Here is a 15499-nt window from a genome sequence, read left to right as displayed (position 1 = left end):
ATGTCAGGCAGTGGCCTTGGCCTTGCGCGACGTGGTCTCCGACGGTGCGGTGCGCATCACCGTCCAGTAGACGATCTTCAGTTCGCCTTCCATCGTTTCGACGAGTGCGGACAGGCTTTCGACCCAGTCGCCGTCGTTGCAGTACAGCACGCCGTCGATGTCGCGGATCTCGGCCTTGTGGATGTGGCCGCACACGACGCCGTCGCAGCCGCGGCGGCGCGCCTCGTCGGTCATCACGGTCTCGAACTGCGAGATGAAATTGACGGCGTTCTTGACCTGGTGCTTCAGGTACTGCGACAGCGACCAGTACTGGAAGCCGAGCCGGCTGCGGATCCGGTTGAACCAGCGGTTCAGCACGAGGATCAGCGTGTAGAGCGTGTCGCCGAGGTACGCGAGCCATTTCGCGTGCTGGATCACGCCATCGAACAGGTCGCCGTGCACGATCCACAAACGTTTGCCTGCGAGCGTCGTGTGGAACGCTTCGCCGCGCACCTGGATGTCGCCGAACGCGAGGTCGCAGAACTGACGCGCCCCTTCGTCGTGGTTGCCGGGGATGTAGACGACCTGCGTGCCCTTGCGCGCCTTGCGCAGAATCTTCTGGACCACGTCGTTGTGCGCCTGCGGCCAGTACCAGCCCTTCTTGAGCTGCCAGCCGTCGATGATGTCGCCGACGAGGTACAGGTACTCCGAATCGTTGTGGCGCAAGAAGTCGAGCAGGTATGACGCCTGGCAGCCGCTGGAGCCGAGGTGGATGTCGGACAGCCAGATGGTGCGGTAGCGATGGGCGGACGAATCGGGGTCCTCATGCTGCGTGGCATGCCCGACCGGCGGTTCTTGCGATACCAGCCCGTCGGTGGCGGCGGAGCCGGACAGGAAGGCGGTTGCGGCGCGGGCGCCGAGCGGGTGACGGAACAGGGAGGTCGCAGACGTTTTCTGGCCCATGCATGACTCGCGCCGGTTGACATTACCGGCATTGCGCCATGCGGGCGTGACTGTGCCGTGACAGTCACGAGACGTTCTTATTACGACCGCTGCAGGGTGTTTAGCAGTGAATGAAAGGGCGTTGTGTAATCTGCCGCAGTGAACGGCCGATCGTTGTCCGGAACGGCTTTCGGGCCGGGCAGGGGGCGCCGCGGCGAGCGGTTTTCGTCAGGAGAATGCGGTGCGTCAGCGTGGCATCGCGACGACGCGCGTGCGTGCGATCCGGTCGTGCGGAAACTGGCGGCCGGCATGCAGCCGGGCGGCGCCGGCCCACACGACGATCCACACGGCGGCAAGCGCGAGCGTGACGGGCACCGACAGGCCGAGCAGCGGATGCAGCGCGAGCGGCGGCAGGAACCACAGCCAGCCGAGCGCATAGCGCACGAGCGCATGGCCCGCGCTCAGCGGCCGGCCGCTCGACGATTCGAGCCGCAGCCGCCAGGTTTTCATCGGCAGCGTCTGGCCGCCGTGCGTCCAGAACCACACGAAGTACGTGCCGACCACGAGCGCGATCCACGCGGCGAGCAGGTTGTGATGGACGAGGCCGTTGCGCTGCTGCGTCGCGAGGCTGAACGCGAGCCCGGCGAAGAACACCACGCCGAACAGCAGCACGCCTTCGTAGAGCAGCGCGGCGAGACGCCGCCGCACGGACGGCGCGACGGCCGGGGTGTCGGGTGCGCGGGCGTTCGCCACGGCCGCTCAGGAACCCTTGAACAGCGAAGGTGCGTCGGCGGGCGACACCGGCGCGACGGCGGCCGGCGCGGATGCGGTGCCGGCCGTCGCCGACGCGGGCACCGGCAGCGCGACGGCGGCCGACGCGGGTGCCGGTGCGGCGGCGCTGCTCGCCGGATGCTCGTGCGAATTGACGAGGCGGCGCACGTCGCGGTCGGCGGCGGTCGGCGGTGCGCTGACGACGCTCGGCCGACGGCGGCGTTCCGCGGCCGCAAGACGTTGCTTCTGCTCTTCGGGGAGTTGCTGGTAGGCCTTCCAGGCGCGCTCGCGCGCCTGCGCGGAAAGCTCCTTCGCGCTCTGGTAGTTCTCGCGCGCGACGCGGCGCTGCTCGGGCGTCATCCTGGCCCATTCGGCCATCCGGTCCTGCAGGCGTTTCTGGTCATCGGGCGTCAACTTCGCGAAACGTGACGCGATCTTCAGCCATTTGCGCTTGCGGGCATCGCTGAAGCCGTCCCACTGGTCGGCGAACGGTGCGAGTGCCGCATGCTGGGCCGGCGTGAGGCGCGCCCACGACAGCGGGCCGGTGGCCGCTGGCAGGGGCAGCGGCAGGGGTAGCGGCGGGAGTTCGGTGGTCAGCCCGGTCGCGGCCGGTGCGGACGCGGCCGGGCTGGTAGCCGCGACGGTGGTCGTCGCGGGGGCCGGATGGAATCGTGGGTACGTGGCGACGTAGCAAACGGCGATCGCGATGACGCATCCGAAAAATACGGCCAGGCCGCGCTTCTGACTCACCCGTGCGATCCCCTCGTTATTGTCTGTTAGTGAGCGCGCGACAGATACGCGTTGAACCCGTGATCGAGATACGCGTTGAGCGGCAGGTCGTCGCTGAGCATCGCCGCGTCGATGTCGGCGAGTTCGGCGGTGCGCTGCATGTCTTCCCAGTACGCGATGCCGACCAGCCCCGCGAGCAGCAGCGCCAGCGGCCACGCGCGCAGCAGGCGGCGCGCGAACGACGCCTGCGGGCGGCCCGCGGGCGTCGTTCCGTACGCACCGGCCGCGCCGGCGAAGGCCGGCACGAACACCGGCGCGGTCGCGGCTTCGGGCTTCTTGCGCGCGAGCGCGGCCCGGCGTGCGACGGCCAGACGGTCGGTGGTCGCGGGGGGCAGGGCGGCCGCGCGCTCGTCCAGCGCGCGGCGCACCTTCAGCGCGAATTCGTGTTCTCGATTTGCGGGAGCGGAGCTCATAGCGTGATTCCTTTGGCCTTGAGCGCGTGCGCCAGCGCGTGGGTGGCACGTGAGCAGTGCGTCTTGACGCTCCCTTCGGAGCACCCCATTGCGGCGGCAGTCTCGGCGACATCCATATCTTCCCAATAACGCATCAGGAACGCTTCCCGTTGACGCGCCGGAAGTTTCTGGATTTCTTCGTCGATCAGGGCCAGAACCTGCTCTCGTTCGAGGCGGTGCTCGCTGCTTTCGACGCCCGCGTTGTCGTCCGCGGATTCGAGTGTTTCGAGCGGATCGAAGTCGTCGTCGTCGGTGCTGTTCAGCGACGAGAAGAGCGTGACCCACGTGTTGCGGACTTTCTGCCGGCGAAACCAGTCGTGGATCGCGTTCTGCAGGATCCGCTGAAAAAGCAGCGGCAGCTCGGCCGCCGGCCGGTCGCCGTATTTCTCCGCGAGCTTGATCATCGCGTCCTGCACGATGTCGAGCGACGCATCGTCGTCACGCACGGCGTACGCAGCCTGCTTGAACGCGCGCCTTTCGACGCCCGCCAGAAAGTCGGCGAGTTCCTTGTCTGATGCCATTCCGTGAAGGTATGCGCTGCGGACCGCTGCGTGGTGTAAAAGGGCGAAAAATTTCGTAAAACCCGCGGATGCTATCAAATTTTCGCGCCGCTTGGCACCGGGTCGGGCGCCGCACGTTGCGCGCGAGCCGCGGCGGCGGGGTGCCGGGCGGCGCCCATGATGCGCTGCGGGATATTTTGCTTGACGACCCATTCGCGACCCGCTATCGTCAACGATTCGCAACATGAAGTGATGGTCTCATTTGAGGCTGGCCCAAGAAGCCTGCCCTTCAACTGGACGCGCCGCTTGAACCCGAGCCACAAGCCCGGCAGAGAGCACCCGATCAATTTTTTGCCGAAAATTCGAAAGGTCAAAATGAACATGCCCAGCGCGGAATTCTCCACGTCGGAACCCCTTTCCCCTCCCGATAGCGACTCCATCGGCGGCACCGTGCTCATGAAGGCACTGGCCGATGAAAACGTCGAATTCATCTGGGGCTACCCCGGCGGCTCGGTACTCTACATCTACGACGAGCTTTACAAGCAGGACAAGATTCAGCACGTGCTGGTGCGCCACGAACAGGCGGCCGTGCACGCAGCCGATGCGTATGCGCGTTCCACCGGCAATGTCGGCGTCTGTCTCGTGACGTCCGGCCCCGGTGTCACCAACGCGGTGACCGGCATCGCAACGGCGTACATGGATTCGATCCCGATGGTCGTGATCAGCGGCCAGGTGCCCACCGCCGCGATCGGCCAGGACGCATTCCAGGAGTGCGACACCGTCGGCATCACGCGTCCGTGCGTGAAGCACAACTTCCTCGTGAAAGACGTGCGCGACCTCGCGGAAACCGTCAAGAAGGCGTTCTACATCGCCCGCACCGGCCGTCCGGGCCCGGTGCTGATCGACATCCCGAAGGACATCTCGAAGACGCCGTGCCAGTACGAGCCCGTCAAGAACGTGTCGCTGCGTTCGTACAACCCGGTCACGAAGGGCCATTCGGGCCAGATCCGCAAGGCCGTGTCGCTGCTGCTCACGGCGAAGCGTCCGTACATCTACACGGGTGGCGGCATCATCCTCGCCGACGCGTCGCGTGAGCTGAACCAGTTCGCGGACCTGCTCGGCTATCCGGTCACGAACACGCTGATGGGTCTCGGCGGCTATCGCGCGTCGGACAAGAAATTCCTCGGCATGCTCGGCATGCACGGCACGTACGAAGCGAACATGGCGATGCAGCACTGCGACGTGCTGATCGCAATCGGCGCCCGCTTCGACGACCGCGTGATCGGCGATCCGGCGCACTTCGCGTCGCGTCCGCGCAAGATCATCCACATCGACATCGACCCGTCGTCGATCTCGAAGCGTGTGAAGGTCGACATCCCGATCGTCGGCGACGTGAAGGAAGTGCTGAAGGAACTGATCGAGCAGTTGCAGACGGCCGAGCACGGCCCCGACACCGACGCGCTCGCGCAATGGTGGAAGGACATCGAGGGCTGGCGCGCCAAGGACTGCCTGAAGTACGACCGCGAAAGCGAGATCATCAAGCCGCAGTACGTGGTGGAGAAGGCATGGGAGCTGACGGACGGCAATGCGTTCGTGTGCTCGGACGTCGGCCAGCACCAGATGTGGGCGGCGCAGTTCTACCGTTTCAACAAGCCGCGTCGCTGGATCAATTCCGGCGGCCTCGGCACGATGGGCTTCGGCCTGCCGGCAGCGATGGGCGTCAAGATGGCGCACCCGGACGACGACGTGCTGTGCATCACGGGCGAAGGCTCGATCCAGATGTGCATCCAGGAACTGTCGACCTGCCTGCAGTACGACACGCCCGTGAAGATCATTTCGCTGAACAACCGCTATCTCGGCATGGTTCGCCAGTGGCAGCAGATCGAATACAGCAAGCGCTATTCGCATTCGTACATGGATGCGCTGCCTGATTTCGTGAAGCTCGCCGAAGCGTACGGCCATGTCGGCATGCGGATCGAAAAGACTTCGGATGTGGAGCCGGCGCTGAAGGAAGCGCTGCGCCTGAAGGACCGCACCGTGTTTCTCGACTTCCAGACCGATCCGACCGAAAACGTCTGGCCGATGGTACAGGCCGGCAAGGGCATCACCGAGATGCTGCTCGGATCGGAAGATCTGTAACGGCGCGACGCGCGCCCGGCCCGAGGCGGCCGCCTTCACGAAGGGCGGTGCGGCACGCGGCGGCGCGCGGCGCGAGTGAATCGACACGGCACATTCTGGAAGAAGCGAACATGAGACACATCATTTCCGTCCTGCTGGAGAACGAACCGGGCGCGCTGTCGCGCGTGGTCGGTCTGTTTTCCGCACGCGGCTACAACATCGAAACCTTGACGGTGGCGCCGACCGAAGACCAATCGCTGTCGCGGCTCACCATCGTTTCCATCGGCTCCGACGACGTGATCGAACAGATCACGAAGCATCTGAACCGCCTGATCGAGGTGGTGAAAGTGGTGGACCTGACCGACGGTGCACACATCGAACGCGAGCTGATGCTGATCAAGGTACGTGCAGTGGGCAAGGAGCGCGAAGAAATGAAGCGGATGGCGGACATTTTCCGCGGCCGCATCATCGACGTGACCGAAAAGACCTACACGATCGAATTGACGGGCGCGAGCGACAAGCTCGACGCATTCATCCAGGGGCTGGACGCGGGCGCGATCCTAGAGACCGTGCGCACCGGCAGCTCCGGCATCGGACGCGGCGAGCGCATCCTGAAGGTGTGATGCCAGACAGGCACGCCGGGTGCGCCGTCATGTCCCGGCCCGCAGTACTCCATTTGAACGAATTGTTGAATTTTTGAATTAGCGAAGGAACCCATCATGAACGTTTTCTACGACAAAGACGCTGACCTCTCCCTCATCAAGGGCAAGCAAGTCACGATCATCGGCTACGGCTCGCAAGGCCATGCACACGCGCTGAACCTGAAGGACAGCGGCGTGAACGTGACGGTCGGCCTGCGCAAGGGCGGCGCGTCGTGGAGCAAGGCCGAAAACGCCGGCCTGTCGGTCAAGGAAGTCGCGGAAGCGGTGAAGGGCGCCGACGTCGTGATGATGCTGCTGCCGGACGAGCAGATCGCCGACGTGTACGCGAAGGAAGTGCACGAGAACATCAAGCAGGGTTCGGCACTGGCATTCGCACACGGCTTCAACGTCCACTACGGCGCGGTGATCCCGCGCGCCGACCTGGACGTGATCATGATCGCGCCGAAGGCACCGGGCCACACCGTGCGCGGCACGTACTCGCAAGGTGGCGGCGTGCCGCACCTGATCGCGGTTGCGCAGAACAAGTCGGGCGCGGCACGCGACATCGCGCTGTCGTACGCGGCGGCGAACGGCGGCGGCCGTGCGGGCATCATCGAAACCAACTTCCGTGAAGAAACCGAAACCGACCTGTTCGGCGAGCAGGCCGTGCTGTGCGGCGGTACCGTCGAGCTGATCAAGGCAGGTTTCGAGACGCTGGTCGAAGCGGGCTACGCGCCGGAAATGGCGTACTTCGAGTGCCTGCACGAACTGAAGCTGATCGTCGACCTGATCTACGAAGGCGGCATCGCGAACATGAACTACTCGATCTCGAACAACGCCGAGTACGGCGAGTACGTGACGGGTCCGCGTATCGTCACGGAAGAGACGAAGAAGGCGATGAAGCAGTGCCTGACCGACATCCAGACGGGCGAGTACGCGAAGAGCTTCATCCTCGAGAACAAGGCAGGCGCGCCGACGCTGCAGTCGCGCCGCCGCCTGACGGCCGAGCACCAGATCGAGCAGGTCGGTGCGAAGCTGCGCGCGATGATGCCGTGGATCGCGAAGAACAAGCTCGTCGACCAGACGAAGAACTAAGCACCGCGTGCTGTTCCGGCCCTTCGAGTGGAGGGTCGGCATCAAAAAGCCGTCCGAAGGCAGCAGTGCCCCGGGCGGCTTTTGTTATGCTACGGGCTTTGCAATTCACCGAACACAGAACGAATCCATGAACTATCCTCATCCGATCATCGCGCGCGAAGGCTGGCCGTTCATCGCGATTGCAGCCGTCATCGCGTTGTTGATCCATGCCGTCGGGGGCTTCGGCTTCGCGTGGCCGTTCTGGCTGCTGCTCGTCTTCGTCGTCCAGTTCTTCCGCGATCCGCAGCGCCCGATTCCGGCGCAGCCGAACGCGGTGCTGTGCCCGGCGGACGGCCGCATCGTCGCGGTCGAGACCGCGCAGGACCCGTACGCGAACCGCGAAGCGCTGAAGATCAGCGTGTTCATGAATGTCTTCAACGTCCATTCGCAGCGTTCGCCGGTCGACGGCGCGATCTCCAAGGTCGAATACTTCCCGGGCGCGTTCCTGAACGCGGCGATCGACAAGGCGTCGACCGAGAACGAACGCAATGCGGTCGTGATCCAGACGGCGAGCGGCAAGACCGTGACCGCCGTGCAGATCGCAGGCCTCGTCGCACGCCGGATTCTCTGCTACGTGCGCGCCGGCGAGCCGCTGTCGCGCGGCCAGCGTTACGGTTTCATCCGCTTCGGTTCGCGCGTCGACGTGTACCTGCCGCTCGGCAGCCGCGCGAAGGTGTCGATCGGCGAGAAGGTCTACGCGTCGTCGACGATCCTCGCCGAACTCGAACAGTAAGCGGCGAGGCGCACGATGGCCGCATTCAAACCGCGTCGGCCGCGCAACGGCGCCGGCCAGACGCCACGCCCGTTCCGCCGCAACAAGGTGATGGCGTCCGATCAGGCACCGCTCGAGAGCCGCCGCGCCGCGCGCCAGCGGTTCCTGAAGACGCGCGGCATCTACCTGCTGCCGAACGCGTTTACGACCGCCGCGCTGTTCTGCGGCTTCTTCGCGGTCGTGCAGGCGATGAACGTCCGCTTCGAGATCGCCGCGATCGCGATTTTCGTCGCGATGGTGCTCGATGGCATGGACGGGCGCGTCGCGCGCATGACGCACACGCAGAGCGCGTTCGGCGAGCAGTTCGACAGCCTGTCGGACATGGTTTCGTTCGGCGTCGCGCCCGCGCTCGTGATGTACGAGTGGGTGCTGAAGGATCTCGGCCGCTGGGGCTGGCTCGCCGCGTTCGTCTACTGCTCGGGCGCCGCGCTGCGCCTCGCGCGCTTCAACACGAACATCGGCGTGGTCGACAAGCGCTTCTTTCAGGGGCTGCCGAGCCCGGCCGCCGCCGCGCTGATCGCCGGCTTCGTGTGGCTCGCCACCGACAACCGCGTGCCGATGAAGCTCGGCTGGCTGCCGTGGGTCGCGTTCGTGCTGACGATCTATGCGGGCGTGACGATGGTGTCGAATGCGCCGTTCTACAGCGGCAAGGCGCTCGACGTGCGTCACCGCGTGCCGTTCGCGGCGATCCTGCTGGTCGTCGTCGCGTTCGTGCTGGTGTCGTCCGACCCGCCGTTGATGCTGTTCTGCCTGTTCGTGCTGTACGGGCTGTCCGGCTACGTGTTCTGGGCCTACATGGCCATCCGCGGGCGCGCGAATCCGGCGCGCTCGTCGCAGCGCGATCACTGACGCGCGTTTTTTTGCCCGGAAACGGCGGCCTGCGGGCCGCCGTTTTCATGTGTCCCCGGTTCGAGCCGGGCCGCCGGAAACCCGGGCGCCGTCCGATTGCGCACCCAGCGGAATGCCGCTATAGTCACCGGCATGACCGCATCGTCCCGCCTCTCCCTCCTTCTAGCCGGCGCGCCGCTACGTGCGCTAGCTTCGGCGCGCCTGCCGCGCTGACCGTTCCCGCCCTCCGTCAAGCCTCGTCTGTTGTTGAGCGTCGCCAGCGGTGGCGCGATCTCGTTACGTTTGACTTCCGTATAAAAAGCCCTGGAGCCCCCCATGACAGACAAGCTGATCATTTTCGATACGACGTTGCGCGACGGCGAACAATCGCCCGGCGCGTCGATGACGAAGGAAGAGAAAATCCGCATCGCGAAGCATCTCGAGCGGATGAAGGTCGACGTGATCGAGGCCGGCTTCGCGGCCAGCTCGAACGGCGATTTCGACGCGATCCACACGATCGCCGGTCTCGTGAAGGACAGCACGATCTGCTCGCTGGCGCGCGCCAACGACAAGGACATCCAGCGTGCAGCCGATGCGCTGAAGCCGGCCGAAAGCTTCCGGATTCACACGTTCATCGCGACGTCGCCGCTGCACATGGAAAAGAAGCTGCGGATGACGCCCGACCAGGTGTTCGAGCAGGCGCGCCTCGCGGTGCGCTTCGCGCGCAAGTTCACCGACAACGTCGAATTCTCGCCGGAAGACGGCAGCCGCTCCGACATGGATTTCCTCTGCCGCGTGCTGGAAGCCGTGATCGCAGAAGGCGCGACGACGATCAACATCGCCGACACGGTCGGCTACGGCGTGCCGGAGCTGTACGGCAACCTCGTGAAGACGCTGCGCGAGCGCATTCCGAACTCGGACAAGGCGATCTTCTCGGTGCACTGCCACAACGACCTCGGGATGGCGGTGGCGAACTCGCTCGCCGGCGTGAAGATCGGCGGTGCGCGTCAGGTCGAATGCACGATCAACGGTCTCGGCGAGCGCGCGGGCAACACGTCGCTCGAAGAAATCGTGATGGCCGTGAAGACGCGCAAGGACTACTTCGGTCTCGACGTCGGTGTCGACACGTCGCAGATCGTGCCGACGTCGAAGCTCGTGTCGCAGATCACCGGTTTCGTCGTGCAGCCGAACAAGGCGGTGGTCGGCGCGAACGCGTTCGCGCACGCGTCGGGCATCCACCAGGACGGCGTGCTGAAGGCGCGCGACACCTACGAGATCATGCGCGCGGAAGACGTGGGCTGGACCGCGAACAAGATCGTGCTCGGCAAGCTGTCGGGCCGTAATGCGTTCAAGCAGCGCCTGCAGGAGCTCGGCGTGTCGCTCGACAGCGAGACCGAACTGAACACCGCGTTCATGCGCTTCAAGGATCTGGCCGACCGCAAGGCCGAGATCTTCGACGAGGACATCATCGCGATCGTGTCCGAGGAATCGGCGTTCGCGCACGAGCAGGAGCACTTCAAGTTCGTGTCGCTGTCGCAGCACTCGGAAACGGGCGAGCAGCCGCACGCGAAGGTCGTGTTCGGGGTCGAAGGCAAGGAAGTGACCGGCGAGGCGCGCGGCAACGGTCCGGTCGATGCGACGTTCAATGCGATCGAGAGCGAAGTCGGCAGCGGTTCCGAGCTGCTGCTGTACTCGGTGAACGCGATCACGACCGGTACGCAGGCGCAGGGCGAAGTGACCGTCCGGCTGTCGAAGAGCGGGCGGATCGTCAACGGCGTCGGCACCGATCCGGACATCGTCGCCGCATCCGCGAAGGCGTACATCTCCGCGCTGAACAAGCTGCATTCGAAGGACGACAAGCTCAACCCGCAGCGCTCGTAAGCGCCGCGCGCCGCGCAGTAACGAAACGCCCCGTGCGGCCTTGCGCCGCCGGGGCGTTTTTTCATTCGGCGCTCATCCGCCGCTCATTCGGCGGCCGGTGCACGGAACAGCCACCGGCGCGTAGCGGGGCGCGGCGCCGGGCTGCGTCGGCGGAACTCGACCGCGATCCCGCGCCGCGGCGCATCGGCGACGAACGCGTCGAGCAGTTCGAGTACGTCGTGATCGATGTAGTCGGCGCGCGTCGCGTCGATGATCACCGCCGCGCGGTCCGGAATGTGCCGCAGGTGATGCTTCACCTGCACCTTGCCGAGAAACGACACGTCCTTGCGGAACGACAGCAGGAAGTGGTCGTCGTGCTGCGCGAGCGTGACGGGGCTCTTCAGGTTCGCGACGGCGACGGCCAGCACGCTGCATGCGAGGCCCAGCGCGATGCCGAACAGCAGGTCGACCGAGAGCACGCCGATGATCGTCGCGGCGAACGGCACGAAGGCGGCCGGCCCCTGTTTCATCACCGAGCGGAACAGCGCCGGTTTCGCGAGCTTGAAGCCGGTGTGGATCAGGATCGCGGCCAGGCTCGCGAGCGGGATCAGGTTGATCAGGCCGGTGAGCGCGAACACGCTCGCGAGCAGCAGCATCCCGTGCACGATCGCCGACATCCGGCTTTGCGCGCCCGCATGGACGTTCACCGAGCTGCGCACGATCACCGACGTGATCGGCAGCCCGCCGACCGCACCCGCGACCAGATTGCCGACGCCCTGGGCCTTGAGTTCGCGATCGGGCTGGGTCGGCCGGCGCTTCGGGTCGATCTGCTCGACCGCTTCGAGGCTCAGCAGCGTTTCGAGGCTGGCGACGACCGCGAGCGTGATCGCGACGCGCCACACGTCCGGATTGACGAGCTGCGCGAAGTTCGGGCCCAGCTCCGCATGCTTGAGCGACGCCGCGAAGGCCGCGAACGAGCCGAGTTCGGGCAGCGTCACGCGATGGGCGGCACCCGGCGCGACCGACGGTGCGACGGCGCTCAGCACGAGCGTGGCGCCGATGCCGAGCACGACCACCGCGAGCGGCGCCGGCACGGCGCGCACCAGTGCGAAGCGGCGCAGCGCGGGCGTGTCCCATGCGACCAGCAGCGCGAGCGAGGCGAGCGCGACGGCCGTCGCGGCCCACGCGACCGGCAGGCCCGGCCAGTTCGCAAACGATTGCGCGGCCGCGCCGCCGATCCCGAACGCGAACGGAATCTGCTTCACGATCAGCAGCAGGCCGATCGCGGCGAGCATGCCCTTGATGACGGGCGACGGCACATACGCGGCGAAGCGGCCGGCGCGCAGCATGCCGAATCCGAACTGCAGCACGCCGGACAGCAGGACCGCGAGCAGGAACGCGGAGAAGCTGCCGAGTTGCGCGATCCCTTCGACGACGATCACGACGAGGCCGGCGGCCGGCCCGCTGACGGACAACGACGAGCCGCTCAGCAGCGCGACGACGATGCCGCCGACGATGCCCGACACGAGCCCGGCGAACGGTTCGACGCCGGAGGCGTTGGCGATGCCGAGACAGAGCGGCAGCGCGACGAGAAAGACGACGACGCCGGCGACGATGTCGCGCGGCAGGGTGGACAGGCGCGGGTTCAGTTTCATGGTTGGGGCGATTTCATTGGCGTTGGGGCGGGGATGAATCAGCCGAGCGCGGCGGCGATTGCGGCCGGCGCCGGTTCGACGTCGGCGGACTGCGCCGCGTAGCCGGAATCGAGTTCCAGCAGGCGGCCGTCGGCGAGCGAAAAGATCCAGCCGTGCACGAGCGGCGGCCGTTCGCGGCCGCGCACGATCGGCGATGCGCGCAGCAGTCGTACTTGCTCGAGTACGTTCAGCTCGGCGAGGCGGTCGGCGGCGGCCGTGTCGTCTAGCCCGTCGAGCGTGTCGCGATGGCGGCGCGCGAGTGCGCAGAGCGGCGCGATGCGGCGCGCGACGTGCGGCAGGTCGGACGGCGGCGGCAGCAGCGACGCGCGCACGCCGCCGCACCCGTAGTGCCCGCACACGATCACGTGATCGACCTTCAGCACGCGCACCGCGTACTCGAGCACGCTGGCGGAATTGTCGTCATCGGGATGGAACAGGTTCGCGATGTTGCGATGGACGAACAGTTCGCCGGGCGCGCAATGCGTGATGGTTTCGGCCGGCACGCGGCTGTCGGCGCAGCCGATCCACAGCACGCGCGGGTTCTGGCCGCGCGCGAGCGCGTCGAAGAAGCCGGGCGTGTGTTCGCGCGTTTCGCGGGCCCAGGCGATGTTGGCAACCAGCATGCTCTTGGGGCGATTCATGAGGACTCCTTTTTGATAAAACCAAACGAATCTCGGTGGAAATGACGCGATGTTATGCTTTCTAAATTGAAAGGTTCGATTTCGACTGATATTAGGGGTATGCCCTAGCGCTTCGGGTATGCTGAAACAAATTGTTTCAAATTGGCTTCGCGCAGTGCATTGCATGCACCAATTCGCCGCATGACATGCATCGCGCATGCCTGTTTCCGCGCGCAGGCCCGCATGACGGGGATGTCAGCGGAATGCCATCGGCAAGTTAACGATCGGAAAAGATTTCCGTCGTATTCGCCGAACGATTGGAAAATCGGAAAAAAGGAAAATGGCCATTCACGCAATGATGTGTGAATGGCCATCGTGATAATTGCGTGTAAATGCGTAATGGGTCAGAACAGGTTGCGGCGATCGGGGTCATGCAGCGGGTCCGGCGTTTTCTGCGTGATGCGCAGGATGCCCTGCGGATCGAAGTAGAAGCTGTACATCATGTACCAGACGTTGTCCTCGAGATACCGGTAGGTCCACACCTCGCGCTTCATCAGCGGGAAGTAGGACGTCTCGACGGGGCGTCCGAAGTTGACGAGCACGTCGGTCTTCGTCCATTTGCCGATCTCCGCGCGATAGAACTCGCTCGGCTGCAGCACCTGGCGCACGTTGACGATCTTGTGGGCCGCGTCGACGTCGGCCGCGACGGTGATTTCGCCCATCGGCTGGGTCGGCCACATCAGGCGCTTGCCGCCGCCGGGCAGGTCGTAGATCTCGCGCGGCGGGCCCATGCGAGCGACGATCGCCGACTCGTCCTGGCCGGCCTGGTATTGCTGCCACGGTTGCGCGCAACCGGCCAGCAGCGCGGCGGCGCCGGCGGCCAGCACCGGCAGGTGCGCGGAAATGCGAATGCGCATGGGATTCTCCAGAACACGGAAACAGGTCCCGTTTTATCACGGACGGCGCGTGCTCGCGCGCCGTCCGGAAAAAATCGGTGCGGATCGCCGGCGCGCTCGCGCTTGCGGGCGGCGGGGGCGCCGGCCTATGATCCGCGCTTCTCGGGCAGATTGAAGGGCAGGTGGCCGATGCAGGGGTGGAAGCGGTGCGCGCTCGCGTTGAGCGCGGGGTGGATGCTGGTGTCGTCCGCGTTTGCCGGCGGCGAGCCGGTGCGGATCGCGCTGATCGAAGGGATGTCGGGCCCGTTCGCGAATGCGGGCGCGGCGGTCGAGCGCAACCTGCGCTTCGGCGTCGAGCAGGTCAACGCCGCGGGCGGCGTGAAACTGCGCGACGGCGCGCATCCGCTCGAACTGGTGGTGCTCGACAGCAAGGGCAGCCCCGAGGAGGCGCTCGTGCAGCTGCGCGCGGCCGCGGACCGCCATGTCGGGTTCGTCACGCAGGGCAACAGCTCGGCCGTCGCGGCCGCGCTCGTCGCGGCGCTCGACAAGCTGAACGCGCGCGATCCGGACAACCGGTTGCTGTTCCTCAACTATTCGGCCGACGATCCGGCGCTGACCGGCGCGCGCTGCAGTTTCTGGCATTTCCGTTTCGATGCGCATGCGGGCATGCGGATGGCCGCACTCGCGGACGTGATGGCGCGCGATCGCGCGCTGCGCAAGGTGTACCTGCTGAACCAGGACTACAGCTTCGGCCACGACGTCAGCACGCTGGCGCGCCAGGCGCTGGCCGCGCGGCGCCCGGACGTGACGATCGCGGGCGACGAATTCCACCCGATCGGCCGGATCAAGGATTTCTCGCCGTACATCGCGAAGATCCGCGCGAGCGGCGCCGACGCCGTCGTGACCGGCAACTGGGGCAACGATCTCACGTTGCTCGTGAAGGCGGCGCGCGAGCAGGGGCTGAACACAACGTTCTACACGTTCTACGGCAACAGCCTCGGCGCGCCGGCGGCACTCGGCGATGCCGGTGTCGGGCGGGTCGTGGCCGTGGCGGACTGGCACCCGAACGCGGGCGGCGCGAAATCCGACGCGTTCTACCGTGCGTTCCGGAACCGTTTTCCGGCCGCGCAGGACGACTATCCGGTGCGGCGGATGAGCCTGATGGTCGAAATGCTGGCCGCGGCGATGAACCGCGCGGGTTCGGCCGACCCCGTCGCGGTCGCGCGTGCGCTCGAGGGCCTGTCGTTCGACGACGGCTTCCACGCGTCGCGGATGCGCGCGCAGGATCATCAGCTGATCCAGCCCCTTTACGTGATGGAGATGGACAAGGTCGGCACGCCGGGCGTGCGCTTCGACAACGAAGGGTCGGGCTACGGCTTCCGCACGGTGCTCGCGGTGCCGGCGCGGCGCACGGAGATGCCGTCCACGTGCTCGATGACGCGCCCGTGACAGGGGCGGCAAGAACGGCGCGGAGTTGTGCTACAATGCGCGCCGGTTGTAAGT

Annotated in this window: 16 protein-coding genes; 7 read left to right on the top strand and 9 right to left on the bottom strand. The window is 66.0% G+C overall.

Annotated features, from left to right (window positions below):
- Positions 1 to 3: 3 nt before the first annotated feature.
- From WJ16_RS11810 to WJ16_RS34800, 6 genes are all read right to left on the bottom strand, one after another.
- On the bottom strand, positions 4 to 942 hold the full coding sequence (locus WJ16_RS11810) for a UDP-2,3-diacylglucosamine diphosphatase (RefSeq protein WP_069257200.1): 939 nt from the start codon (positions 940 to 942) through the stop codon (positions 4 to 6).
- Between the two features lie 225 nt (positions 943 to 1167).
- Positions 1168 to 1674 (bottom strand): RDD family protein, encoded by a 507-nt coding sequence (locus WJ16_RS11805; protein ID WP_069257199.1) that lies wholly within the window; start codon positions 1672 to 1674, stop codon positions 1168 to 1170.
- 6 nt (positions 1675 to 1680) lie between these two features.
- Positions 1681 to 2442: a DUF3106 domain-containing protein gene (locus WJ16_RS11800; protein ID WP_069257198.1), complete on the bottom strand. Its 762-nt coding sequence runs from the start codon at positions 2440 to 2442 to the stop codon at positions 1681 to 1683.
- A gap of 26 nt (positions 2443 to 2468) precedes the next feature.
- On the bottom strand, positions 2469 to 2894 hold the full coding sequence (locus WJ16_RS11795; protein ID WP_069257197.1) for a DUF3619 family protein: 426 nt from the start codon (positions 2892 to 2894) through the stop codon (positions 2469 to 2471).
- The gene (locus WJ16_RS11790) at positions 2891 to 3454 is read right to left on the bottom strand and encodes an RNA polymerase sigma factor (protein ID WP_069257196.1); all 564 of its coding nucleotides are present in this window, start codon (positions 3452 to 3454) and stop codon (positions 2891 to 2893) included. The genes WJ16_RS11795 and WJ16_RS11790 overlap by 4 nt, the downstream gene beginning before the upstream one ends.
- A gap of 74 nt (positions 3455 to 3528) precedes the next feature.
- Positions 3529 to 3891 (bottom strand): hypothetical protein, encoded by a 363-nt coding sequence (locus WJ16_RS34800; RefSeq protein WP_167375359.1) that lies wholly within the window; start codon positions 3889 to 3891, stop codon positions 3529 to 3531.
- On the opposite strand from WJ16_RS34800, the gene WJ16_RS11785 reads away from it, so the two are divergent.
- The 6 genes from WJ16_RS11785 (at position 3809) to WJ16_RS11760 (ending at position 10807) form a co-directional block, all read left to right on the top strand.
- On the top strand, positions 3809 to 5572 hold the full coding sequence (locus tag WJ16_RS11785) for an acetolactate synthase 3 catalytic subunit (protein WP_069257195.1): 1764 nt from the start codon (positions 3809 to 3811) through the stop codon (positions 5570 to 5572). The genes WJ16_RS34800 and WJ16_RS11785 overlap by 83 nt on opposite strands.
- 110 nt (positions 5573 to 5682) lie before the next feature.
- Positions 5683 to 6174 (top strand): acetolactate synthase small subunit, encoded by a 492-nt coding sequence (gene ilvN, locus WJ16_RS11780; protein ID WP_011352712.1) that lies wholly within the window; start codon positions 5683 to 5685, stop codon positions 6172 to 6174.
- A gap of 96 nt (positions 6175 to 6270) precedes the next feature.
- Positions 6271 to 7287 carry a ketol-acid reductoisomerase gene (gene ilvC / locus WJ16_RS11775; protein ID WP_021162800.1) on the top strand — a complete coding sequence of 339 codons (1017 nt, stop codon included), beginning with the start codon at positions 6271 to 6273 and terminating at the stop codon, positions 7285 to 7287.
- Between the two features lie 127 nt (positions 7288 to 7414).
- On the top strand, positions 7415 to 8059 hold the full coding sequence (locus tag WJ16_RS11770) for a phosphatidylserine decarboxylase (protein ID WP_011352710.1): 645 nt from the start codon (positions 7415 to 7417) through the stop codon (positions 8057 to 8059).
- Positions 8060 to 8074: 15 nt separating this feature from the next.
- Positions 8075 to 8947 (top strand): CDP-diacylglycerol--serine O-phosphatidyltransferase, encoded by an 873-nt coding sequence (gene pssA / locus WJ16_RS11765; RefSeq protein WP_069257194.1) that lies wholly within the window; start codon positions 8075 to 8077, stop codon positions 8945 to 8947.
- Between the two features lie 315 nt (positions 8948 to 9262).
- A complete protein-coding gene (locus WJ16_RS11760; RefSeq protein ID WP_069257193.1) occupies positions 9263 to 10807 on the top strand; it encodes a 2-isopropylmalate synthase in 1545 nt (514 codons plus the stop codon).
- Between the two features lie 83 nt (positions 10808 to 10890).
- Here WJ16_RS11760 and WJ16_RS11755 read toward each other — a convergent pair whose 3' ends face one another.
- The 3 genes from WJ16_RS11755 to WJ16_RS11745 all read right to left on the bottom strand — a co-directional run bounded on the left by WJ16_RS11755 (position 10891) and on the right by WJ16_RS11745 (position 14017).
- Complete coding sequence (locus WJ16_RS11755) at positions 10891 to 12441, bottom strand: SulP family inorganic anion transporter (RefSeq protein ID WP_069257192.1); 1551 nt, start codon at positions 12439 to 12441, stop codon at positions 10891 to 10893.
- Positions 12442 to 12479: 38 nt separating this feature from the next.
- Complete coding sequence (locus tag WJ16_RS11750) at positions 12480 to 13121, bottom strand: carbonic anhydrase (RefSeq protein WP_069257191.1); 642 nt, start codon at positions 13119 to 13121, stop codon at positions 12480 to 12482.
- Between the two features lie 383 nt (positions 13122 to 13504).
- Positions 13505 to 14017 (bottom strand): hypothetical protein, encoded by a 513-nt coding sequence (locus WJ16_RS11745; protein ID WP_069257190.1) that lies wholly within the window; start codon positions 14015 to 14017, stop codon positions 13505 to 13507.
- 168 nt (positions 14018 to 14185) lie between these two features.
- On the opposite strand from WJ16_RS11745, the gene WJ16_RS11740 reads away from it, so the two are divergent.
- Positions 14186 to 15445 (top strand): branched-chain amino acid ABC transporter substrate-binding protein, encoded by a 1260-nt coding sequence (locus WJ16_RS11740; RefSeq protein WP_069257189.1) that lies wholly within the window; start codon positions 14186 to 14188, stop codon positions 15443 to 15445.
- Positions 15446 to 15499: the final 54 nt, after the last annotated feature.

The sequence above is a fragment of the Burkholderia metallica genome, from assembly GCF_001718555.1.
In the GTDB taxonomy this organism is placed as follows: Bacteria; Pseudomonadota; Gammaproteobacteria; order Burkholderiales; family Burkholderiaceae; genus Burkholderia; species Burkholderia metallica.
This window is presented reverse-complemented; position numbering and strand designations above follow the sequence as displayed.